The organism is Pseudomonas wuhanensis, from assembly GCF_030687395.1.
Classification (GTDB): domain Bacteria; phylum Pseudomonadota; class Gammaproteobacteria; order Pseudomonadales; family Pseudomonadaceae; genus Aquipseudomonas; species Aquipseudomonas wuhanensis.
In genome coordinates this window covers 293442-313751 of sequence record NZ_CP117430.1, presented here as the reverse complement: position 1 = coordinate 313751, position 20310 = coordinate 293442, and the positions used below count along the sequence as shown (strand labels likewise).

At 59.8% G+C, this 20310-nt stretch carries 22 protein-coding genes and 1 other RNA gene; 14 read left to right on the top strand and 9 right to left on the bottom strand.

Annotation, left to right across the window (positions count from 1 at the left end; all coding sequences use genetic code 11):
- Positions 1-10: 10 nt before the first annotated feature.
- Positions 11-565, bottom strand: coding sequence for a YecA/YgfB family protein (locus PSH88_RS01455; RefSeq protein WP_305424608.1), 555 nt, complete (start codon positions 563-565; stop codon positions 11-13).
- Positions 566-690: 125 nt separating this feature from the next.
- Here PSH88_RS01455 and PSH88_RS01450 point away from each other — a divergent pair, with 125 nt between their 5' ends.
- The 4 genes from PSH88_RS01450 to PSH88_RS01435 all read left to right on the top strand — a co-directional run bounded on the left by PSH88_RS01450 (position 691) and on the right by PSH88_RS01435 (position 2115).
- Positions 691-900 carry a TIGR02449 family protein gene (locus PSH88_RS01450; RefSeq protein ID WP_007940359.1) on the top strand — a complete coding sequence of 70 codons (210 nt, stop codon included), beginning with the start codon at positions 691-693 and terminating at the stop codon, positions 898-900.
- Complete coding sequence (locus PSH88_RS01445) at positions 897-1214, top strand: cell division protein ZapA (protein WP_018927584.1); 318 nt, start codon at positions 897-899, stop codon at positions 1212-1214. The genes PSH88_RS01450 and PSH88_RS01445 overlap by 4 nt, the downstream gene beginning before the upstream one ends.
- Before the next feature lie 30 nt (positions 1215-1244).
- Positions 1245-1423: non-coding RNA, 6S RNA (gene ssrS / locus PSH88_RS01440), on the top strand.
- 86 nt (positions 1424-1509) lie between these two features.
- Complete coding sequence (locus PSH88_RS01435; RefSeq protein WP_305424606.1) at positions 1510-2115, top strand: 5-formyltetrahydrofolate cyclo-ligase; 606 nt, start codon at positions 1510-1512, stop codon at positions 2113-2115.
- A 35-nt stretch (positions 2116-2150) separates the two neighbouring features.
- On the opposite strand, the gene PSH88_RS01430 is transcribed toward PSH88_RS01435, so the two are convergent.
- Positions 2151-2300, bottom strand: a complete 150-nt coding sequence (locus PSH88_RS01430; protein WP_305424605.1) for a hypothetical protein — start codon at positions 2298-2300, stop codon at positions 2151-2153.
- Between the two features lie 201 nt (positions 2301-2501).
- On the opposite strand from PSH88_RS01430, the gene PSH88_RS01425 reads away from it, so the two are divergent.
- The 4 genes from PSH88_RS01425 (at position 2502) to PSH88_RS01410 (ending at position 7884) form a co-directional block, all read left to right on the top strand.
- A complete protein-coding gene (locus PSH88_RS01425) occupies positions 2502-2951 on the top strand; it encodes an EVE domain-containing protein (RefSeq protein WP_305424604.1) in 450 nt (149 codons plus the stop codon).
- Between the two features lie 129 nt (positions 2952-3080).
- Positions 3081-4046, top strand: coding sequence for an HlyD family secretion protein (locus tag PSH88_RS01420; RefSeq protein WP_305424602.1), 966 nt, complete (start codon positions 3081-3083; stop codon positions 4044-4046).
- Entirely contained in the window at positions 4043-6766 is a 2724-nt protein-coding gene (gene rbbA / locus PSH88_RS01415) for a ribosome-associated ATPase/putative transporter RbbA (RefSeq protein ID WP_305424601.1), read from the top strand. The genes PSH88_RS01420 and rbbA overlap by 4 nt, the downstream gene beginning before the upstream one ends.
- Positions 6766-7884, top strand: a complete 1119-nt coding sequence (locus PSH88_RS01410) for an ABC transporter permease (protein ID WP_305424600.1) — start codon at positions 6766-6768, stop codon at positions 7882-7884. Before rbbA ends, PSH88_RS01410 begins: the two co-directional genes overlap by 1 nt.
- 61 nt (positions 7885-7945) lie before the next feature.
- Here the strand turns inward: PSH88_RS01410 and PSH88_RS01405 are convergent, their stop codons facing one another.
- Positions 7946-8353: a flagellar basal body-associated protein FliL gene (locus tag PSH88_RS01405; RefSeq protein WP_038980837.1), complete on the bottom strand. Its 408-nt coding sequence runs from the start codon at positions 8351-8353 to the stop codon at positions 7946-7948.
- Between the two features lie 150 nt (positions 8354-8503).
- Here PSH88_RS01405 and PSH88_RS01400 point away from each other — a divergent pair, with 150 nt between their 5' ends.
- A complete protein-coding gene (locus tag PSH88_RS01400) occupies positions 8504-9481 on the top strand; it encodes an NADPH:quinone oxidoreductase family protein (RefSeq protein WP_122841051.1) in 978 nt (325 codons plus the stop codon).
- A 203-nt stretch (positions 9482-9684) separates the two neighbouring features.
- Positions 9685-11034: a glycerol-3-phosphate transporter gene (gene glpT / locus PSH88_RS01395; protein WP_305424598.1), complete on the top strand. Its 1350-nt coding sequence runs from the start codon at positions 9685-9687 to the stop codon at positions 11032-11034.
- Here glpT and PSH88_RS01390 read toward each other — a convergent pair.
- From PSH88_RS01390 to PSH88_RS01365, 6 genes are all read right to left on the bottom strand, one after another.
- Positions 11010-11678, bottom strand: coding sequence for a gamma-glutamylcyclotransferase (locus PSH88_RS01390; RefSeq protein WP_305424597.1), 669 nt, complete (start codon positions 11676-11678; stop codon positions 11010-11012). The genes glpT and PSH88_RS01390 overlap by 25 nt on opposite strands.
- A gap of 208 nt (positions 11679-11886) precedes the next feature.
- A complete protein-coding gene (locus tag PSH88_RS01385; protein ID WP_305424596.1) occupies positions 11887-12855 on the bottom strand; it encodes a CDP-6-deoxy-delta-3,4-glucoseen reductase in 969 nt (322 codons plus the stop codon).
- Entirely contained in the window at positions 12855-14321 is a 1467-nt protein-coding gene (gene ubiD, locus PSH88_RS01380; protein ID WP_007899385.1) for a 4-hydroxy-3-polyprenylbenzoate decarboxylase, read from the bottom strand. The genes PSH88_RS01385 and ubiD overlap by 1 nt, the downstream gene beginning before the upstream one ends.
- A 142-nt stretch (positions 14322-14463) precedes the next feature.
- Positions 14464-15723, bottom strand: coding sequence for a transcription termination factor Rho (gene rho / locus PSH88_RS01375; RefSeq protein ID WP_007899384.1), 1260 nt, complete (start codon positions 15721-15723; stop codon positions 14464-14466).
- A gap of 247 nt (positions 15724-15970) precedes the next feature.
- Positions 15971-16300: a thioredoxin TrxA gene (gene trxA / locus PSH88_RS01370; protein ID WP_007899382.1), complete on the bottom strand. Its 330-nt coding sequence runs from the start codon at positions 16298-16300 to the stop codon at positions 15971-15973.
- 122 nt (positions 16301-16422) lie between these two features.
- Positions 16423-17130: a FadR/GntR family transcriptional regulator gene (locus PSH88_RS01365; RefSeq protein WP_305424594.1), complete on the bottom strand. Its 708-nt coding sequence runs from the start codon at positions 17128-17130 to the stop codon at positions 16423-16425.
- Between the two features lie 257 nt (positions 17131-17387).
- Between PSH88_RS01365 and PSH88_RS01360 the strand changes: the two genes are divergently transcribed.
- From PSH88_RS01360 to PSH88_RS01345, 4 genes are read left to right on the top strand one after another with little or no spacing between them, the layout of a single operon-like run.
- On the top strand, positions 17388-18173 hold the full coding sequence (locus PSH88_RS01360; RefSeq protein WP_305424593.1) for a transporter substrate-binding domain-containing protein: 786 nt from the start codon (positions 17388-17390) through the stop codon (positions 18171-18173).
- Between the two features lie 22 nt (positions 18174-18195).
- The gene (locus PSH88_RS01355; protein WP_305424592.1) at positions 18196-18867 is read left to right on the top strand and encodes an amino acid ABC transporter permease; all 672 of its coding nucleotides are present in this window, start codon (positions 18196-18198) and stop codon (positions 18865-18867) included.
- A complete protein-coding gene (locus tag PSH88_RS01350; RefSeq protein ID WP_305424591.1) occupies positions 18864-19514 on the top strand; it encodes an amino acid ABC transporter permease in 651 nt (216 codons plus the stop codon). Before PSH88_RS01355 ends, PSH88_RS01350 begins: the two co-directional genes overlap by 4 nt.
- Positions 19501-20238, top strand: coding sequence for an amino acid ABC transporter ATP-binding protein (locus PSH88_RS01345; protein WP_305424590.1), 738 nt, complete (start codon positions 19501-19503; stop codon positions 20236-20238). Before PSH88_RS01350 ends, PSH88_RS01345 begins: the two co-directional genes overlap by 14 nt.
- The last annotated feature ends 72 nt before the right edge of the window (positions 20239-20310 follow it).

Below are 20310 nucleotides of genomic sequence, written 5' to 3'. Positions count from 1 at the left end.
TTGCACGCGATTAATGCAACGACGGTTTGGCAGCCGCTTCGTCGGTTTTCTTGGTTTCGGTGAACAGCAGCAACGGAGCGACGCGCAGGTACTCCATGACTTCCATGTAGTCGCTTTCGCCGTCGTCGGACTCTTCCAGGGCGTCTTGCACCTGAGAAATGGCGGCCAGATCCTGCAGCACTTCGGTGGCTTCAGAGCTCAAGGCATACTCGCGGCGGGTCAAACCGAAGCCGGTAAGGAAGCCTTGGCACCATTGGCCCAGTGCAGCCGCACGCTCGGTGAGCGGCGCGTCGTCGCTCGGCAGCAGCAGAACCACGGTCATGTCGTCGCTGGTCAGCTCGCCCTTGACCATCTCTTGCAGGCCGATCAAGGCGTTGCGAACGTTGTCTTGCGGCTCGCCTTCGAGCAGCTCGCCGGCGTCTGCCAACCAGCTGTCGGCATCGAAACCGGCACCGGCGCAACTGCGGCCGAGCAACAGGCCGTGCAGTTCGGCAGGCGAGACGGGATGGCCGCTGGTGCTCAGCAGGGTGGCAAAGGCTTGGTACGGAGAATTCTGAATGGGCATGGGCAGCTAGGCGCCAGACGGCGCTATGTCTAGAATGAAGGCCTTGTATCCTACATCGACAGACTCGCCAAGACTATTAAAGGCTGTCCGCCAGCTACCTCCCATCAGACGAACACGTGGACACAATGGAAGACACCGACCTGCAAGCGCTGATGGCCAGACTCGAGCTGCTGATTACCCGAGTCGAGCAACTAAAGAGTCAAAACGCACTCTTACTAGCTCAAGAAAAGACCTGGCGCGAGGAACGCGCGCACCTCATTGAAAAAAATGAAATCGCCCGGCGTAAGGTCGAATCGATGATTTCGCGCCTCAAGGCCCTGGAGCAAGACTCATGAGTTCAAGCAATAGCGTTACCGTGCAGATCCTCGACAAAGAATATTCGATCATCTGCCCCCAGGAAGAGCGCAGCAACCTGATCAGCGCTGCCCGTTACCTGGACGGCAAGATGCGCGAAATCCGCAGCAGCGGCAAAGTCATCGGCGCCGACCGCATCGCCGTGATGGCCGCGCTGAACATCACGCACGATCTTCTGCACAAGGAAGAACGCCCGGATGTGCAGGCCAGCGGCTCGACCCGTGAGCAGGTTCGCGACCTGCTGGACCGCGTCGATCTGGCGCTGTCGACCGATCCGGACGTCACCAAGGGCTGATTCGCGTAACCGCTTGGGGTATACTCGCATCACTCCCTGGGGTGCTTGCCAGTTGACGACGTCCCTGAGCCGATTCGCACTACCCTGGAGGTTGCACGTTGGGCTGGTGTGCATGTCCGCTAGACGGAAAGCCTTAAAGCCTACTGCATCTTCCACCTTGAACTTTCGGGTTCAAGGGCTAAGTCGACAGCGGTTCATCCGGGGAGCCTGATTTCAATCCGATGCCGGTTTTCATACCGGCATCGGTGTTTTTACGGGTACGCTTTCAGTACCCGCACTTGCGAAGCCTTAATCCATGACCGAACCTGCGCTGCTGCCCCGACCGCAACTTCGACGCATGCTGCGCAAGGCCCGCCGCGCACTGACCCCCAGTCAGCAGCGCGAGGCCGCTCGCGGGCTGTATAAGCAATTGGCCCGGCACCCGCTGTTCCGTCGCGCAAAACACATCTCCCTGTACCTGCCCACCGACGGTGAAATCGATCCGCGCTTGCTGATGCGTGCCGCGCAACGTCGGGGCAAGGCGACGTATCTGCCAGTGCTCAGTGCCTGGCCACGAACCAAAATGGTGTTCCAGCGGATTCGTCCCGGCGAAAAGCTCAAACCCAATCGTTTTCGCATCCCCGAACCTCTGCACAACATCGCCCGACAACGCAAGGTCTGGGCGCTGGATCTGGTGTTGTTGCCGCTGGTGGGGTTTGACGATGTCGGCGGACGCCTGGGAATGGGCGGTGGTTTCTACGACCGGAGCCTGGCGTACCTGGCGCGCCGCAAAAACTGGCGCAAGCCGACGCTGTTGGGCCTGGCCCATGAATGTCAGAAGGTTCAACGTTTGGCTCAGGCGAGCTGGGATGTGCCGCTACAGGGAACGGTCACGGACAAGGCGTGGTATTTCGCGAACTAGACGCCACTGAAATCAGCGGCGTCCAAAAGACAGCTTCAGCGTTTGAAGGCCGATGGCTGTTGCTGCGCGAGCTCGACGGGAGCATCGGTCTTGTTGGCCCACAGGCTTTGGGCATAGCCGGTGGTCACGACGCCCAAACCGAACAAAATAACCAATATCCATAGTAAATCCGGTTTGCGTTTCATCGATTGCCCCCCTCAAGGCACATCAACACGATGACAGCAGCGGTTTCCGTTTTAGGTGTAGGCCGTGCAGCAGCGTCAAGCTTGGAAGGCCGGCATTTTGCGACAACGTGAACCGACACGCAAACGCTGGCGTCAACCGACTGTCGGTTTGTCATAAAATTGCCTGACAACTTCCCCACCCACCTCGCAAGGAGCAAAACCATGGCTTATTGGCTGATGAAATCCGAGCCTGACGAACTCTCCATAAATGACCTGGAGAAGCTTGGCCGAGCGCGCTGGGACGGGGTTCGCAACTACCAGGCGCGCAATTTTTTAAGGGCCATGGCAGTGGGCGACGAATTTTTCTTCTATCACTCCAGCTGCCCTGAGCCTGGGATTGCCGGGATCGGAAAGATTGTCGAGGCAGCCTATCCGGACCCGACGGCACTGGAACCTGAGAGTCATTACTATGATCCGAAGGCCACTGCCGAGAAAAACGCCTGGAGCGCGATCGATGTGGCACATGTCGAGACGTTTCCCAGGGTGCTGAAGCTGGATTATCTGAAGCAGCAAACGGCACTGGCCGAAATGCCATTGGTGCAGAAAGGCTCGCGACTGTCGGTGATGCCGGTGACAGCCGAACAATGGGCAGCGGTGCTTGATCTGCGCTAAATAATGCATAACCGCCGGCCACTCTGGCTTACCTTGCCAACCGGTCAGGCCTGACCCGCAGTTGACTAACATCAAGGTGCTCAAGTGCGTTCCTGTCAGACTGGGACGCTATAGACGCAGGATGCCGATATGTCGACGCACAGCCGTTCTTCGCTTTTCTTCGTTTTTTTACTGGGGACTGTGTTGCTGGCCGCCGGAGGATTTGGTTATTGGCGGTCAACCGTCAACCGACTGCCCGAAGGGTTGTACGTCGGCAATGGTCGACTTGAAGCCACGGAAGTGCAAATCGCCAGCAAAACACCCGGTCGATTGGCTGAAGTGTTGGTGGAAGAAGGCGACAAGGTAACTCAGGGTCAACTGTTGGCCCGCATGGACACCCGAACCCTTGAAGCCCAGCGCAACCAGGCTGAAGCTGAAGTGATACGCGTACGGGAAAATCTTGCCGCGGCCCAGGCCAATGTGAAACTGCGCCAAAGCGAGCATCTGCTTGCCCAGCAAGAGCTCAAACGCTCCCAGGCGTTGTTCAATCGCGGTTTCGCCAGCGGCCAGATCATCGACCAACAGCAGTCACGCTTCGACACCGCCAATGCGGCTGTTACTGCGGCCCGCGCCCAGGTGTCCGCCGTCGGCGCAGCCATTGGCGCGGCACAGGCGCAAGTGGCTCAGTTAAACAGCGAAATCGATGACAGCAGCTTGCGGGCCCCCATCGACGGAATAATTCAGCTTCGCATGGCCGAACCCGGAGAAGTGCTCGGCGCAGGTGGGCGAGTGTTGCTGCTGATTGACCCGAACGACCAATACATGAACCTCTATCTTGCAGCATCCGTCGCCGGACGCCTGGCGGTCGGCGATGAAGCGCGGATCCTGCTGGACGCCCTGCCCGACCAGCCGCTGCCGGCAAAAATCAGTTTCGTGGCGGCCAAGTCGCAGTTCACGCCCAAAGAGGTCGAGACCCGCGACGAACGTCAGAAGCTAGTGTTTCGGGTCAAGCTACACTTGACCCACCCCAGCGCCGTGCCCCAGGCCAAACCGGGGATGCCCGGCAATGGCTACGTGCGCACCGCTCCCATTGACTGGCCGGCCAATCTTCAATGACCGGCCTGGCACTGCAAGCCACCCGCCTTCAGCACCGCTATGGCGAACGGCATGCGCTGACCGACATCACGCTCAGCCTGCCCACCGGTACCCGGTGCGGGTTGATTGGCCCGGATGGCGCCGGCAAATCCAGTTTGCTGGGATTGATCGCAGGCGTGAAGACGCTGCAGGAAGGTCAACTGGAAGTGCTCGGCGGCTCGATCCAGGACCGGCGCCACCGCAACAGCCTCTACTCGCGCATCGCATTCATGCCTCAAGGTCTGGGCGGCAACCTGTACCCTGATCTGTCGATCCGCGAGAACATTCACTTCTTTGCCACACTGTTCGGGCTGTCCAGGGCTGAAAGCAATCAGCGCATGCACAGCCTGCTGCTCGCCACCGATCTACTGCGATTTGCCGAGCGCCCGGCCGGCAAGCTGTCGGGCGGAATGAAACAGAAGCTCGGCCTCTGTTGCGCACTGATCCATGAGCCTGATTTGTTGATCCTCGATGAGCCGACCACTGGCGTCGACCCCTTGTCCCGACGGCATTTCTGGGAGTTGATTGATGACGTTCGGCGCCAACGCCCGCAACTGACGCTACTGGTCGCCACCGCGTACATGGAAGAGGCCGAGCAGTTCGAACACTGCCTGATGCTCGACGGCGGCAAGCTGATCGCTGCCGGTTTGAGCCGCGACCTGGGGGCGGTAACCCCCAGCGGCAAGCTCGATAAAGCCTTCACCCACTTTCAGGGCGACACTGGCCACGACCACCAGCCGCTAGTGATCCCTCCCAGAACCAACGCTACGGCTGACATCGCCATCGAAGCCCATGACCTGACCCTGCGCTTCGGTGATTTCACCGCGGTGGACAAGGTCAGCTTCGCCATTGGCCGTGGCGAGATCTTCGGGTTTCTGGGCTCCAACGGTTGCGGCAAAACCACCACCATGAAAGTGCTCACCGGGCTGATCCCGGCCAGCGAAGGCAGTGCCACGCTGCTGGGCAACCCGGTGAACGCCAAGGATCTGGCCACCCGCAAGCGCGTCGGCTTCATGTCTCAGAGTTTCTCGCTCTATGGCGAACTCAGCGTGCGGCAGAACCTGGACTTGCATGCGCGACTGTTCGATCTACCCCAGGCCGACAGTGCCCAGCGCATCGACGAACTGATCCAGCGCTTCAGCCTGGCCAACGTCGCCCATCAGCCCTCCGGTGCATTGCCGCTGGGTCTGCGTCAACGGTTATCCCTGGCGGTGGCGGTGCTGCATCGCCCGGAAGTGCTGATCCTCGACGAACCCACCTCCGGCGTCGACCCGGCGGCGCGGGACGATTTCTGGCGACTGCTGATCGAACTGTCCCGCGAACAGGACGTGACAATCTTCCTGTCCACCCATTTCATGAACGAAGCCCAGCGCTGCGACCGCATCTCATTGATGCACGCAGGCAAGGTACTGGCCTGCGACACCCCGGCAGCACTGCAACAGCAGTTCAACGGCCAGACACTTGAGGCCGCGTTCGTCACCTGCCTGGAACAGGCCCAGAGCCCGGTCGCAACAGCGGCGCCACCAACGCCCATCGAAACGATGCTCGCACCCACCCCATCAATGAAAGACCGTCGCTTCAGCTTTGGGCGACTGCGGGCATTGGCGAACCGTGAAGGCAAGGAACTGCTGCGCGATAGAGTGCGCCTGGCCTTCGCTCTACTCGGGGCGATGCTCATGATGGTGATTTTCGGCTACGGCATTTCCCTGGACGTGGAGAAACTCGCCTTCGCGGTCTACGACCAGGACCAGACCCCGCAAAGCCGGGCTTATCTGGAGGCATTTCGCGGTTCCCGTTACTTCGAGGAGCAGCCCCCGATAGGCGATCCGGCGCAGTTGCATCGACGATTGCAGCGCTCGGAAATCAAACTGGCGCTGGAGATTCCCCCTGGATTCGGTCGGGATCTGTTCGCCGGTCGCCAACCCACGGTGGCGGCCTGGTTCGACGGCGGTATGCCGTTTCGCGCCGAAACCAGCCGCAATTATGTGGAAGCGGTACACCAGGCCAACCTGGAACAACTGGCGGATCAGTCCAGTCCCGCGCCGCCCCGGCAAGCGCCAGCCAAACTGGAAACCCGTTTCCGCTACAACCAGGACGTCGTCAGCGTCAATGCCATCGGCCCCGGGGTGATGGCACTGGTCCTGGCGTTCATCCCGGCCATGCTGACTGCGCTGGGCATCGTGCGGGAGAAGGAACTGGGCTCGATCACCAACTTCTACGCCACACCGCTGACCCGCCTGGAGTTCCTGTTGGGTAAACAGGTGCCGTATCTGGCCGTCAGTCTGATCAATCTCGCCGTGCTGACAGCCATGAACCGTTGGCTGTTCGGCGTACCCTTCAAGGGCAGCGCATTGACCCTGGCCTTCGGCGGGCTGCTCTACGTGCTGGCGACCACCAGCATGGGGATGTTGATTTCGGCGTTCACCCGAACCCAGATCGCCGCGATTCTAGGCACTATGATCATCACCAGTCTGCCGACGATCCAGTTCTCCGGTTTGATCGTGCCGCGGTCGGCCCTCGATGGGGCGGCCGCGGTCATGGGGATGCTGTTTCCGGCAGGCTATTTTCTCGATATTGCTGTCGGCACCTTTACCAAGGCGCTGGATATCCGGCAGTTGTGGCCACAATGCCTGGCACTGTTCGGGTTCTTTCTCGGGTTCACCGGGCTCAGCCTGGCCATGCTGAAAAAGCAGGAGGTCTAATGCATAAGCTTGCGCACATCCTGCGTCTTGGCCTCAAGGAACTCACGAGCCTGCGACATGACAGTGTGTTGCTACTGTTCCTGCTCTACGCCTTTACAGTGGCGATCTACATGCCGGCCGCAGGCTCAGTGATTGGTGTGCACAACGCCAGTGTGGCCATGGTCGATGAAGATCACAGCCCCATGTCACGCCAACTGGCCCAGGTTCTGCGGCCGCCGGAATTTCAACCGCCGGTGCCGCTGCCTTATGGCCAACTGGACGAGGTGCTGGACAGCGGGCGGTACACCTTCGTGATCAATGTTCCAGCCAATTTTCAGGCCGATCTGCTGGGCGGCCACCAGCCAGCGGTGCAGGTCAACGTTGACGCCACCGCCATGAGCCAGGCGTTCATGGGCGCAGGCTATATCGGGCGGATTTTCCAGCGCGAGCTGCTGACCTACAGTGGCCAGGGCGATGCGGCGAGCCAGACACCCGTGCTGCTGACGACACGAGCGCTGTTCAATACCAACCTGGAGGGTGGCTGGTTCCTGGCGGTGATTCAGATCGTCAACAACATCACGATCCTGGCCATCATCCTGACGGGCACAGCGCTACTGCGTGAACGCGAGCACGGCACCCTCGACCATTTGCTGGTACTGCCGCTGACGGCACTGGAAATCATGCTGGCGAAAGTCTGGAGCAACATGCTGGTGGTGGTGCTGTGCACCTGGGTATCGCTGGAAGTGATCGTCAAAGGCGCCCTTGGCGTGCCGCTGGCCGGCTCCATGAGCTTTTTCTTGCTGGTAACGGCGGTCTATCTGTTCGCCAGCACGGCGCTGGGAATCTTTCTCGCGACCCTCGCCCGCTCGACACCGCAGTTCGGCTTGTTGGCGATTCCGGTGATTATCCCGATGTTGCTGCTTTCCGGGGGCAGTACGCCCCTGGACAGCATGCCGCAATGGCTGCAATGGGTGATGCAGGGCTCGCCGTCGACACACTTCGTCAGCCTCAGCGCCGCGATACTGTTTCGCGACGCCGGCATCGGTGTCGTCTGGCCAGACTTGCTGGCATTAAGTGCCATCGGCCTGCTGTTCTTTACCATTGCGCTGATGCGGTTTCGCAAGAGCCTGGCTTCCTGAGGACCAAGTCACGCCCTTCTCGGGCAAGCCTGCAATGAGGCCCGCCCGGACAGCAAAAGGCTTATTGAATGATCAGGTTGTTGAACAACAGATCCTCAACCACCGGCTTGCCGGTTTCGTCGTTCATCACTTGCTGAGTCTGCTTCAAGGCTTCCTGACGCAGTTTTTCCTTGGCTTCGACGTTGTTCATGGCTTCAGTAGTCTGTTGCGCAAACAACGCCACCAGCTGATTGCGGATCAATGGCTCATTGGCCTTCACCGCTTTGGTCGCCTCTTCGCCGGTCACCCGCAACGCCACATCGGCCTTGTAGACCTTGAGCTTCGGCGTACCGTCCAGCCCATAGTTGCCCACGAATGGCGGGCTCAGGGTGATGTAGTTGACCTTCGGGGCTTCACCTTCTTTGGCTTCTTCGGCCATCGCTGCCACAGGCAGAGACAGGGCCAGCAACAACATGATCCACGCTTTCACAATTCGCTCCTTATCCGGTTTGCGGCCAAGCATAACGACCCGCCGCTCAAGCACAAGCTTATGGCTGACTATCAGGGTCGGGCATGCTCGTTGACCCAACGACTCACACACCTACACTTATCGGCCATCACTCCCAAAGGAATAGCCCTGATGAAAGCCGTGCTGTGCAAAGCCTTCGGCCCTGCCGAATCGCTGGTGCTGGAAGACGTCGCCAGTCCTGTCGCGAAGAAGAACGAAATCCTGCTGGACGTGCACGCGGCTGGGGTGAATTTCCCGGACACGTTGATCATCGAGGGCAAATACCAGTTCAAACCGCCCTTCCCGTTTTCGCCGGGGGGCGAAGCGGCCGGCGTGGTCAGCGCGGTGGGCGAAAAGGTCAGCCACCTCAAGGTTGGTGACCGGGTCATGGCCCTGACGGGCTGGGGCAGCTTTGCCGAGCAGGTCGCGGTGCCGGGTTACAACGTGCTGCCGATCCCGTCATCGATGGACTTCAACACCGCCGCCGCTTTCAGCATGACTTACGGCACCTCGATGCACGCCCTCAAGCAACGGGGCAACCTGCAACCGGGCGAAACCTTGCTGGTGCTCGGCGCTTCCGGCGGCGTCGGCCTCGCTGCCGTGGAAATCGGCAAAGCCATGGGCGCCCGGGTGATCGCCGCCGCCAGCAGCGCGGAAAAACTCGCCGTAGCCAAGGCTGCCGGCGCCGATGAACTGATCAACTACAGCGAAACCAGCCTCAAGGACGAAATCAAACGCCTGACCGACGGCCAGGGCGCCGACGTGATCTACGATCCGGTGGGTGGCGACCTGTTCGACCAGGCCATCCGCGCCATTGCCTGGAACGGCCGCCTGCTGGTGGTCGGTTTCGCCAGTGGACGCATCCCCGAGCTACCAGTGAACCTGGCGCTGCTCAAGGGTGCCGCGGTGGTCGGTGTGTTCTGGGGTTCCTTCGCCCAACGCCAACCCCAGGACAACGCGGCGAACTTCCAGCAACTGTTTGGCTGGTTTGCCGAGGGCAAGTTGAAGCCGTTGGTGTCGCAAGTGTATCCGCTGAGCAATGCGGCGCAGGCCATCAATGATCTTGGCCAGCGCAAGGCGGTCGGGAAGGTGGTCGTGCAGGTTCGCTGATTGTTTTCTAGCCAGGTCGCAGCCTGCGACCTGGCTCCGTCATCCCGACACCGACCCTCATTTATACCTGAGCGACATGTTCATAAAGGAACATGCAATCTCCAACATTTCCGCTGTTTTGCCGATGTGAAGCGGTGCTATTTTCGGTAACGAAACTGTAACATTCGCATCCGCAGTCAAAACAAGAAATCTGGAGCTCTTGAATGTTTGCTTTCTTTCGTCCTGCCGCACATCAGGCTCCATTGCCTGAAGAAAAAATAGACAGCACCTATCGACGCCTTCGCTGGCAGATCTTCGCCGGGATTTTCATTGGGTATGCGGGTTACTACCTGCTGCGCAAGAACTTCTCCCTGGCCATGCCATACCTGATCGAAGAGGGTTACACCCGTGGTCAGCTGGGCCTGGCAATGTCGGCGATTGCAATTGCCTACGGCCTGTCGAAGTTCCTCATGGGCCTGGTGTCCGACCGCTCCAACCCGCGCTACTTCCTGCCATTTGGCCTGTTGGTGTCGGCCGGCGTGATGTTCGTTTTCGGCTTCGCGCCTTGGGCAACGTCCAGCGTGACCATGATGTTCATCCTGCTGTTCATCAACGGCTGGGCCCAGGGCATGGGCTGGCCGCCGAGTGGCCGAACCATGGTGCACTGGTGGTCGCAGAAGGAGCGCGGTGGCGTGGTGTCCGTGTGGAACGTGGCACACAACGTCGGCGGCGGCCTGATCGGCCCCCTGTTCTTGCTCGGCATGGGTCTGTTCAACGACTGGCACGCCGCGTTTTACGTACCGGCAGCGGTGGCTCTGGCCGTGGCGGTGTTTGCCTTCATGACCATGCGCGACACGCCACAGTCGGTGGGCCTGCCGCCGATCGAGAAGTACAAGAACGACTACCCGGAAGGTTACGACGCTAGCCACGAAGAGGAATTCAGCGCCAAGGAAATCTTCGTCAAGTACGTGCTGCGCAACAAAATGCTCTGGTACATCGCCATGGCCAACGTCTTCGTCTACCTGCTGCGTTATGGCGTGCTGGACTGGGCACCGACCTACCTCAAGGAAGCCAAAGGCTTCACCGTGGATAAAACCTCGTGGGCGTATTTCTTCTACGAGTGGGCGGGGATCCCGGGCACGCTGCTGTGCGGCTGGATGTCGGACAAGATCTTCCGTGGCAACCGTGGCCTGACCGGCATGGTGTTCATGGCGTTGGTGACCGTGGCGACATTGGTTTACTGGCTTAACCCGGCCGGCAACCCGACCGTCGACATGATCGCGCTCGTCTCGATCGGCTTCCTGATCTACGGCCCGGTAATGCTGATCGGTCTGCAAGCGCTGGAACTGGCGCCGAAGAAAGCCGCCGGGACTGCAGCAGGCTTCACGGGGTTGTTCGGTTATCTGGGTGGTTCAGTCGCGGCCAGTGCAGCGATGGGCTACACCGTGGACCACTTCGGCTGGGACGGCGGTTTCGTCTTGCTGATCGGCGCATGCCTGCTGGCGATGGCCTTCCTTGCGCCAACGCTGTGGCACAAGCAAGTCGCCAGTCAGAGCCGCGAAGCGCTCGCCTGATCGGCCTTTGATTTGCAGCGTTTGAGCCGCGCCTCCAGATTCCGGTCTGGCATGGCGTGGCTACGCAGGGCGTGGGCGGTCTGCTCGACATACTCGCGAGTGGTGCCATAACGTCCGCAAGCGCTTTCGAACACTTGGCTCAGCACATGATCCGGCAAGTTGCCGGCATAGCTGGGCAGGTGCCGTTCCAATACAAATCCCAATGCCTGAACCTGGCTACCGTCTTCGAGACGGCAGTTGAGCCAGTGTGGGCGATAGGACGGGAATGGCATTTCACGCTGCCAGAGTGCATAAAGCGAAGCTTCGAGTTGTTCTTCGGGCAAGCGATAGGCAAACCCGCTGCATGAGCCACCGCGATCCAGGCCAAACACCAGCCCGGGCACTTCCGGTGTACCGCGATGTTCGTGGGACCACAGGTACAAACCGCGATGGTAGCCATGCACGCGACCGCGCACTCGCTCAACCGCCGCACATTCAGGGCGCCAGATCAGCGAACCATAAGCGAACAGCCAGACCGGCCCACCCTTGTGGCGCGCCATGGTCGACTGCATCGAGCTGAGCAATTGTTCGTGCGTAAGCTGCGGCCCCAGATCGAGCCGCGGAGGGTAAGCCAGATTCAAAAAAGCAGATTCAATGGCACTCATGGCGAATAGCGTTCAGCTCCCCGCGGGTAAAGAATTACTTAATAGAACGCACCGCTGTAACAATAAGGCACATATGTTTTAAGGCAATTTAAATGCCATGGCAGAGTTCTAGAAATTATGCTGGGGCAAGATATAACCTACCGGCATTTATATTATTTTATAAATACCGATCGGCTATATGGGGAGTTATAACGATTTAAATCGAGGATCAAGATCGCGGCGCGTAAGCGAATACATCCGCGCGCATTTGATGGGCATCCATCCCCGCTTCAACCAGTGCATCCAGCGTGCCATAGACCATCGCCGGAGAGCCGCTGGCGTAGACGTGCAGGGCTTTCAGATCAGGGAAATCTTCACACACCGCCTCATGCAACATGCCGCAGCGCCCTCCCCAGCCGCATTGATCGCTGACGACTTTATGCAGGAACAGATTGGGCAGTTTCAACCATTCGTCCCAATGCTCAATGCCATAAAAGTCTTCGGGACGACGCACGCCCCAATACAGATGCACCGGATGCTTGAAACCGGTGGCCCGGCAATGTTCGATCAGGCTGTGGATCTGGCCCATGCCAGTACCGGCAGCAATCAGTACCAGTGGACCGTCCGGCAGTTCCGCCAGATGGGTATCGCCGAACGGCATCTCAATGCGCACCATCGGGTTGCGCTGAAGCTGTTCGATCAGGCTCAGCGCACTGCTTTCGCGCGCCAGCACGTGAATTTCCAGATCGCGGCCGGAATGCGGCGCAGAGGCCAGGGAGAAGGCGGATTTCTCGCCGTTCTCACGCTCGATCATCAGATACTGGCCGGCGTGATAGCGCGGCGGCTTGCCCGCAGGCGCACGCAGACGCACGCGCCAGGTGTCGCCGCCGACGTCCCTGCATTCAATGACCTGACACGACACGCTGCGCACCGGCAATTCTCCCAGCGCGAGCACGCCATCCCACAGCACGATGCAGTCTTCCAGCGGCTCTGCAATGCAAGTGTAGAACTCGCCGTGGTCGCGCACATCGCCGGCCTGTTCGACCCGCCCCTCCACCAGCAATGCGCCGCACACATGGCAATTGCCGTTGCGACAGCTTTGCGGGCATTCATAGCCCAGGCGCCGCGCGCCATCGAGAATACGCTCGCCGGGCAGAATCTCTAGCACTGCTCCGGAGGGCTGCAAGGTTACACGCATCAATCTATTCCTAACTGATTCCAGATGGCATCGATCCGTTGGGTAACGGCTTCATCCTTGACGATGACCCGGCCCCACTCGCGAGTGGTTTCGCCTGGCCATTTATGCGTGGCATCGAGCCCCATCTTCGAACCCAGGCCGGAGACCGGCGAGGCGAAGTCCAGGTAGTCGATCGGCGTGTTATCGATCATCACCGTGTCGCGCTTGGGGTCCATGCGCGTGGTAATGGCCCAGATCACGTCGTTCCAGTCCCGTGCGTTGATATCGTCGTCGGTGACGATAACGAACTTGGTGTACATGAACTGTCGCAAAAACGACCAGACACCGAGCATTACCCGCTTGGCGTGGCCGGGATACGACTTCTTCATGGTCACGATGGCCATGCGGTACGAGCAGCCTTCGGGCGGCAAGTAGAAGTCGGTGATCTCCGGAAACTGCTTTTGCAGGATCGGCACGAACACTTCGTTCAGCGCCACGCCGAGAATCGCCGGCTCATCCGGTGGACGACCCGTGTAGGTGCTGTGGTAGATCGGTTTGATCCGGTGGGTGATGCGCTCGACGGTGAACACCGGGAAGCTGTCGACTTCGTTGTAGTAGCCGGTGTGGTCGCCATACGGGCCTTCGTCGGCCATTTCACCCGGATGGATCACGCCTTCGAGGATGATCTCGGCGGTGGCCGGCACTTGCAGGTCATTGCCGCGGCATTTCACCAGCTCGGTGCGGTTACCGCGCAACAGACCGGCAAAAGCATATTCGGAGAGGCTGTCCGGCACCGGCGTCACGGCACCAAGAATGGTTGCCGGGTCAGCGCCCAGCGCCACAGACACCGGGAACGGCTGGCCGGGGTGTTTCTCGCACCACTCACGGTAATCCAGCGCGCCGCCACGGTGGCTCAACCAGCGCATGATCACCTTGTTGCGGCCGATCACTTGCTGACGGTAGATGCCGAGGTTCTGGCGATCCTTGTTCGGACCTTTGGTGACGGTCAGGCCCCAAGTGATCAGCGGGCCGACGTCACCCGGCCAGCAGGTCTGTACCGGCAACATCGCCAGATCGACATCGTCGCCTTCGATGACCACTTCCTGGCACACCGCGTCTTTGACGACTTTCGGCGCCATGGCAATGATCTTGCGGAAAATCGGTAGCTTGGACCAGGCGTCCTTCAGGCCCTTCGGTGGCTCGGGCTCCTTGAGGAACGCCAACAGCTTGCCGATTTCGCGCAACTCGCTGACCGCTTCTGCGCCCATCCCCAGCGCCACGCGCTCGGGGGTGCCGAACAGGTTGCCGAGTACTGGAATGTCATAACCGGTAGGGTTTTCGAAAAGCAGCGCCGGCCCCTTGGCGCGCAATGTGCGATCGCAGACCTCGGTCATTTCGAGCACTGGGGACACTGGAACCTGGATGCGCTTGAGTTCGCCGCGCTTTTCCAGGCCGCTGATAAAGTCGCGCAAGTCGCGATACTGCATGCGTGAGCCTCGTGTTGGCCGTGGCGTTCGGGGCAGGCAGTTTAGCGCCGAACCCCTCTATTCAGAACCACGAACTGCCGGTTCATCAAAAATCAGATAGCAAAAAGCCGGGTTTCCCCGGCCTTTGCTGACTTTCTGCGATTTACTTGCGCTTCATCGACAGGAAGAACTCGTCGTTGGTCTTGGTCTGTTTCAGCTTGTCGACCAGGAACTCGATGGCAGAGACTTCGTCCATCGGGTGCAGCAGCTTGCGCAGAATCCACATACGCTGCAGTTCGTCGTCGGCCGTCAGCAACTCTTCGCGGCGAGTACCGGAACGGTTGATGTTGATGGCCGGGAACACACGTTTTTCAGCGATCTTGCGATCCAGAGGCAGTTCCATGTTGCCGGTGCCTTTGAATTCCTCGTAGATCACTTCGTCCATCTTCGAGCCGGTTTCAACCAGCGCGGTAGCGATGATGGTCAGCGAGCCGCCTTCTTCGATGTTCCGCGCAGCGCCGAAGAAACGTTTCGGTTTCTCCAGGGCGTGGGCATCGACACCACCGGTCAGCACCTTGCCGGAGCTTGGGATCACCGTGTTGTAGGCACGCGCCAGACGGGTGATGGAGTCGAGCAGGATCACCACGTCCTTTTTGTGTTCGACCAGGCGCTTGGCCTTCTCGATCACCATTTCGGCAACCTGCACGTGGCGGGTTGGCGGCTCGTCGAACGTCGAGGCAACCACTTCGCCGCGCACGGTGCGCTGCATTTCGGTCACTTCTTCCGGACGTTCGTCGATCAGCAATACGATCAGATGAACTTCAGGATTGTTACGAGCGATGTTCGCCGCGATGTTCTGCAGCATGATCGTTTTACCGGCTTTCGGCGGTGCAACGATCAGGCCGCGCTGGCCTTTGCCGATCGGGGCGCACAGGTCGATGACACGACCGGTCAAGTCTTCGGTGGAACCGTTGCCGGCTTCCATCTTCATGCGCACGGTCGGGAACAGCGGGGTCAGGTTCTCGAAGAGAATCTTGTTTTTCGCGTTCTCGGGACGATCGTAGTTGATCGTGTCGACCTTGAGCAGCGCGAAATACCGCTCGCCTTCCTTTGGAGGGCGGATCTTGCCAACGATGGTGTCACCGGTGCGCAAGTTGAAGCGGCGGATCTGGCTCGGCGAGACGTAGATATCGTCCGGGCCGGCGAGATAGGAAGCGTCAGCGGAGCGCAGGAAGCCGAAGCCGTCCTGGAGAATCTCCAGCACGCCATCACCGGAGATTTCCTCGCCGCTTTTAGCGTGCTTTTTGAGCAGGGAGAAAATCACGTCCTGCTTGCGCGAACGGGCCATATTTTCTATGCCCATCTGTTCGGCCAATTCGAGCAGTTCGGTAATCGGCTTTTGCTTGAGTTCAGTCAGATTCATATAGGAATGACGTAATCATTTATGGAGGGGGGAAATTAAGCTTTTGGCTTAATGAGGCCGCGCCGCAGAGAAGGCGACAGGATCGCGTACTTATTCGAAAAGGAGTGCGTCGGCGACGGCTAGCAGGGGGCAGTGGAGAAACCAGTGCGGGGCCGAATGTACCACCTGAGTTTCGGAGCGTCTAGCCCTCAATAACGAAAAGGCCCCGCATTATGCGGGGCCTTTTCGTGACGCTTTATAACAACGCTTAGATGTTGGCGTCGAGGAAAGCAGCCAGTTGCGACTTCGACAGCGCGCCAACCTTGGTGGCTTCGACGTTGCCGTTCTTGAACAGCATCAGCGTCGGGATACCACGTACGCCGTGCTTGGCCGGGGTTTCCTGGTTTTCGTCGATGTTCAGCTTGGCAACGGTCAGCTTGCCAGCGTAGGTGCCAGCGATTTCGTCCAAAACCGGGGCGATCATTTTGCAAGGGCCGCACCACTCAGCCCAGTAGTCAACAAGCACAGGGCCAGCAGCCTTCAGTACTTCTTCTTCGAAGTTAGCGTCGGTGACGTGCTTGATAAGATCGCTGCTCATGGATGTCTCCGGGTTGTAAGCAATAAAAAACGTGGCCCATCATAGCCGCCCTTCCCGTGTTCAGGAAGCCGCAGATGATTGAGTCTCGCTATGGTGCGCCATGAGTTTGGGTATAGCTCAAGTCACGAGGTGGCGGGAGCGACGAAAGCAATTCCGGTACGCAGGGCAGCGTTGCGCACATGCTCCTGCATGGCCTTCTGCGCGGCGCCAGAGGCCCGACGCGCCAGCGCGCGGAGGATTTTACGGTGTTCCTGCCAGGTTTCCATGGCCCGTTCGGCCCGGATGAACGGTAGCTTCTGGCTCTCCAGGAAGATGTCGGCGCTGGCCGTCAGGATGCTCAGCATCGCCTGATTGCCGCTGGCCAGGAGGATGCGCCGGTGAAATTCGAAATCCAGTCGCGCCGCCGCTTCGAAGTCGGCGGCACGCAGTTCGTTGCGCATGGCGGCGACATTGTCTTCCAGGGCATCGAGTTCCTCGGTGCTCAGGGTCACGGCTGCCAGCCCGGCGGCAAAACCTTCCAGCGCGTAGCGCAACTGGAAGATGTCCAGCGGCGATACCTGGGCCGCGAACGGCCAACCCGGCGCGGCATCGCCCCGGGGCAGATCGACCGGCGACTGCACGAACACGCCCTTGCCCGGCTGGATACTGATCACGCCCAGCGCACTCAGGGACGATAACGCCTCACGCAACGACGCCCGGCTGACCCCCAATTGCACCGCCAGGTCCCGTTGCGAGGGCAAGGCATCCCCCGCCCCGAAACCTTGCTCGGAGATCAGTTTGCGGATGGCTTGCAGCGCCACTTCGGGTACGGCGCGAGAGATCGAGTTCATGTTTTCTTCAGACGAGCCAGGCCAATGAGCGGCTAGTTGTAAAGCTATTCGCGGTGTCCGGCAAGTCGTGCCCCATGGGGGTTCGGGGATTTTCACAAGTGCGCCATCAGGGTGCGAAATGGCTCCTGACTGTTCAGACCAGTAAGACCGAACAACACCAGCAAAACCGTGGCCTGCGTCCCCCAAAACCTAATCTTGGCATGGCCCGTGCTCTGTCGATCCGCAGAAATCACTTCCCGCCGATCCGGAGATTTGCCATGACCCAGCGTTACAGCGTCCTCCTCGCCGCTCTGTTTGCCAGCCTGATGCTGAGCCAGGCACCCGCCCACGCCGACGGCCTGGAGGATGTGGTCAAACGCGGCACCCTCAAAGTCGCCGTGCCCCAGGACTTTCCGCCGTTCGGCTCGGTCGGCCCGGACATGAAACCCCGCGGCCTCGACATCGACACCGCCAAACTGCTGGCCGACCAACTCAAGGTCAAACTCGAACTGACCCCGGTCAATAGCACCAACCGCATCCCGTTCCTGACTACCGGCAAAGTCGACCTGGTGATTTCCAGCCTCGGTAAGAACCCCGAACGCGAGAAAGTGATCGATTTCTCCCGTGCCTACGCGCCGTTCTATCTCGCCGTATTCGGCCCGCCAGACGCCGCCATCAAGGGCCTGGACGACCTCAAGGGCAAAACCATCAGCGTCACCCGTGGCGCCATCGAAGACATCGAGCTGACCAAAGTCGCCCCCGAAGGCGCGACCATCAAGCGCTTCGAAGACAACAACTCGACCATCGCCGCCTACCTCGCCGGCCAAGTCGACCTGATCGCCAGCGGTAACGTGGTGATGGTGGCGATCAGCGAAAAAAACCCGAAACGCGTGCCCGCCCTGAAAGTGAAACTCAAGGATTCGCCGGTTTACGTCGGCGTGAACAAGAACGAGCCGGCGCTGCTGGGCAAGGTCAACGACATCCTCGCCACGGCCAAGGCTGATGGCGCCCTGGAGAAGAATTCCCAGACCTGGCTCAAAGAACCGCTGCCGGCCGATCTCTGATCGATCGCGCGGGAGACGATTTATGGCTTATCAGTTCGATTTCTTGCCGGTGGTGGAAAACACCGACCTGCTGCTGCGTGGTGCGCTGTTCACCCTTGAGCTGACGGCCATCGGTGCGTTACTCGGGGTGGGTGTAGGCATCGTCGGCGCGTTGGTGCGGGCGTGGAACATCCGCCCGTTCGCCGGCATTTTCGGGGTCTACGTCGAGTTGATCCGCAACACACCGTTTCTGGTGCAGTTGTTTTTCATCTTCTTCGGTTTGCCGTCGCTGGGCCTGCAGATTTCCGAATGGCAGGCGGCGGTGCTGGCGATGGTGATCAACCTTGGCGCCTATTCGACCGAGATCATCCGCGCCGGCATTCAAGCGATCCCCCGCGGGCAGCTGGAAGCCGCAGCCGCTTTGGCGATGACCCGCTTCGAAGCCTTCCGTCACGTGGTGCTGTTGCCGGCGCTGGGCAAGGTCTGGCCGGCCCTGAGCAGCCAGATCATCATCGTGATGCTCGGTTCGGCGGTCTGTTCGCAGATCGCCACCGAAGAGCTGAGCTTCGCCGCCAACTTCATTCAATCGCGCAACTTCCGCGCCTTTGAAACCTATGCCCTGACCACACTGATTTACCTGTGCATGGCGCTGCTGATCCGCCAATTGCTGAACTGGATCGGCCGGCGCTACATAGCAAGGAGCAGCAGCCAATGAGCGATTTCACCTTCTGGGACATCCTGCGCAACCTGCTCACGGGCTTGCAATGGACCCTGGCATTGTCGCTGGTGGCGTTTATCGGCGGCGGGCTGATCGGCTTGCTGATCATGGTGATGCGGATTTCAAAAAAATCCCTGCCCAGCCACTTCGCCCGCACCTACATCGAACTGTTCCAGGGCACGCCGTTGTTGATGCAGCTGTTTCTGGTGTTCTTCGGTGTGGCGTTGGCCGGTATGGAGATTTCACCGTGGATGGCGGCGGCGATTGCCCTGACGCTATTCACCAGCGCCTACCTGGCGGAGATCTGGCGCGGTTGCGTCGATTCGATCCCCAACGGCCAGTGGGAAGCCTCGTCGAGCCTGGCGCTCAATCCGCTGGAGCAATTGCGCTATGTGATCCTGCCGCAAGCCCTGCGCATTGCCGTGGCGCCAACCGTGGGCTTCTCGGTGCAAGTGGTCAAAGGCACCGCCGTCACCTCGATCATCGGCTTCACCGAACTGACCAAGACCGGCGGCATGCTCGCCAACGCGACCTTCGAGCCCTTCATGGTCTACGGCCTGGTGGCGCTCGGTTACTTCCTGCTCTGCTACCCCTTGTCCCTCAGTGCGCGCTACCTGGAAAGGAGACTGCATGCCTCTGCTTAGAATTTCCGCCCTGCATAAATATTACGGCGACCACCATGTGCTCAAAGGCATCGACCTGAGTGTCGACGAAGGCCAGGTGGTGGCAATCATTGGCCGCAGTGGCTCGGGTAAATCCACCTTGTTGCGCACCCTCAATGGTCTGGAATCGATCAATGATGGCGTGATTGAAGTCGACGGCGAATACCTCGACGCCGCCCGCGCCGACCTGCGCAGCCTGCGGCAGAAAGTCGGGATGGTGTTCCAGCAGTTCAATCTGTTCCCGCACCTGACCGTGGGCGAAAACGTCATGCTCGCGCCGCAAGTGGTGCAGAAAGTGCCGAAAGCCAAAGCCGCGGAACTGGCGCAGGAGATGCTGAAACGAGTCGGGCTGGGGGAGAAATTTGATGCGTTCCCGGATCGACTGTCTGGCGGCCAGCAACAGCGGGTGGCGATTGCCCGCGCGTTGGCCATGTCACCGAAAGTGCTGCTGTGCGACGAAATCACCTCGGCGCTGGACCCGGAACTGGTCAACGAAGTGCTGAGCGTGGTTCGGCAACTGGCCAAGGAAGGCATGACGCTGATCATGGTCACCCATGAAATGCGCTTTGCCCGCGAGGTGGGGGATAAATTGGTGTTCATGCACCATGGCAAGGTGCATGAGGTGGGTGATCCGAAGATTCTGTTTGCTAACCCGCAGACGGCGGAGCTGGCGAATTTCATCGGGACGGTGGAAGCGGCAGGCTGAAGGATATTTAGTGCCTTTGAGGCCGCTTTCGCGGGCAAGCCCGCTCCCACAGGGTTCTCTGTTGGGACGCGA

Excerpts from the sequence above, each read along its gene's own strand:
- PSH88_RS01455 (WP_305424608.1), bottom strand. The coding sequence starts at position 565 with ATGCCCATTCAGAATTCTCCGTACCAAGCCTTTGCCACCCTGCTGAGC.
- PSH88_RS01450 (WP_007940359.1), top strand. The coding sequence starts at position 691 with ATGGAAGACACCGACCTGCAAGCGCTGATGGCCAGACTCGAGCTGCTG.
- PSH88_RS01445 (WP_018927584.1), top strand. The coding sequence starts at position 897 with ATGAGTTCAAGCAATAGCGTTACCGTGCAGATCCTCGACAAAGAATAT.
- PSH88_RS01435 (WP_305424606.1), top strand. The coding sequence starts at position 1,510 with ATGACCGAACCTGCGCTGCTGCCCCGACCGCAACTTCGACGCATGCTG.
- PSH88_RS01430 (WP_305424605.1), bottom strand. The coding sequence starts at position 2,300 with ATGAAACGCAAACCGGATTTACTATGGATATTGGTTATTTTGTTCGGT.
- PSH88_RS01425 (WP_305424604.1), top strand. The coding sequence starts at position 2,502 with ATGGCTTATTGGCTGATGAAATCCGAGCCTGACGAACTCTCCATAAAT.
- PSH88_RS01420 (WP_305424602.1), top strand. The coding sequence starts at position 3,081 with ATGTCGACGCACAGCCGTTCTTCGCTTTTCTTCGTTTTTTTACTGGGG.
- rbbA (WP_305424601.1), top strand. The coding sequence starts at position 4,043 with ATGACCGGCCTGGCACTGCAAGCCACCCGCCTTCAGCACCGCTATGGC.
- PSH88_RS01410 (WP_305424600.1), top strand. The coding sequence starts at position 6,766 with ATGCATAAGCTTGCGCACATCCTGCGTCTTGGCCTCAAGGAACTCACG.
- PSH88_RS01400 (WP_122841051.1), top strand. The coding sequence starts at position 8,504 with ATGAAAGCCGTGCTGTGCAAAGCCTTCGGCCCTGCCGAATCGCTGGTG.
- glpT (WP_305424598.1), top strand. The coding sequence starts at position 9,685 with ATGTTTGCTTTCTTTCGTCCTGCCGCACATCAGGCTCCATTGCCTGAA.
- PSH88_RS01390 (WP_305424597.1), bottom strand. The coding sequence starts at position 11,678 with ATGAGTGCCATTGAATCTGCTTTTTTGAATCTGGCTTACCCTCCGCGG.
- PSH88_RS01385 (WP_305424596.1), bottom strand. The coding sequence starts at position 12,855 with ATGCGTGTAACCTTGCAGCCCTCCGGAGCAGTGCTAGAGATTCTGCCC.
- ubiD (WP_007899385.1), bottom strand. The coding sequence starts at position 14,321 with ATGCAGTATCGCGACTTGCGCGACTTTATCAGCGGCCTGGAAAAGCGC.
- rho (WP_007899384.1), bottom strand. The coding sequence starts at position 15,723 with ATGAATCTGACTGAACTCAAGCAAAAGCCGATTACCGAACTGCTCGAA.
- trxA (WP_007899382.1), bottom strand. The coding sequence starts at position 16,300 with ATGAGCAGCGATCTTATCAAGCACGTCACCGACGCTAACTTCGAAGAA.
- PSH88_RS01365 (WP_305424594.1), bottom strand. The coding sequence starts at position 17,130 with ATGAACTCGATCTCTCGCGCCGTACCCGAAGTGGCGCTGCAAGCCATC.
- PSH88_RS01360 (WP_305424593.1), top strand. The coding sequence starts at position 17,388 with ATGACCCAGCGTTACAGCGTCCTCCTCGCCGCTCTGTTTGCCAGCCTG.
- PSH88_RS01355 (WP_305424592.1), top strand. The coding sequence starts at position 18,196 with ATGGCTTATCAGTTCGATTTCTTGCCGGTGGTGGAAAACACCGACCTG.
- PSH88_RS01350 (WP_305424591.1), top strand. The coding sequence starts at position 18,864 with ATGAGCGATTTCACCTTCTGGGACATCCTGCGCAACCTGCTCACGGGC.
- PSH88_RS01345 (WP_305424590.1), top strand. The coding sequence starts at position 19,501 with ATGCCTCTGCTTAGAATTTCCGCCCTGCATAAATATTACGGCGACCAC.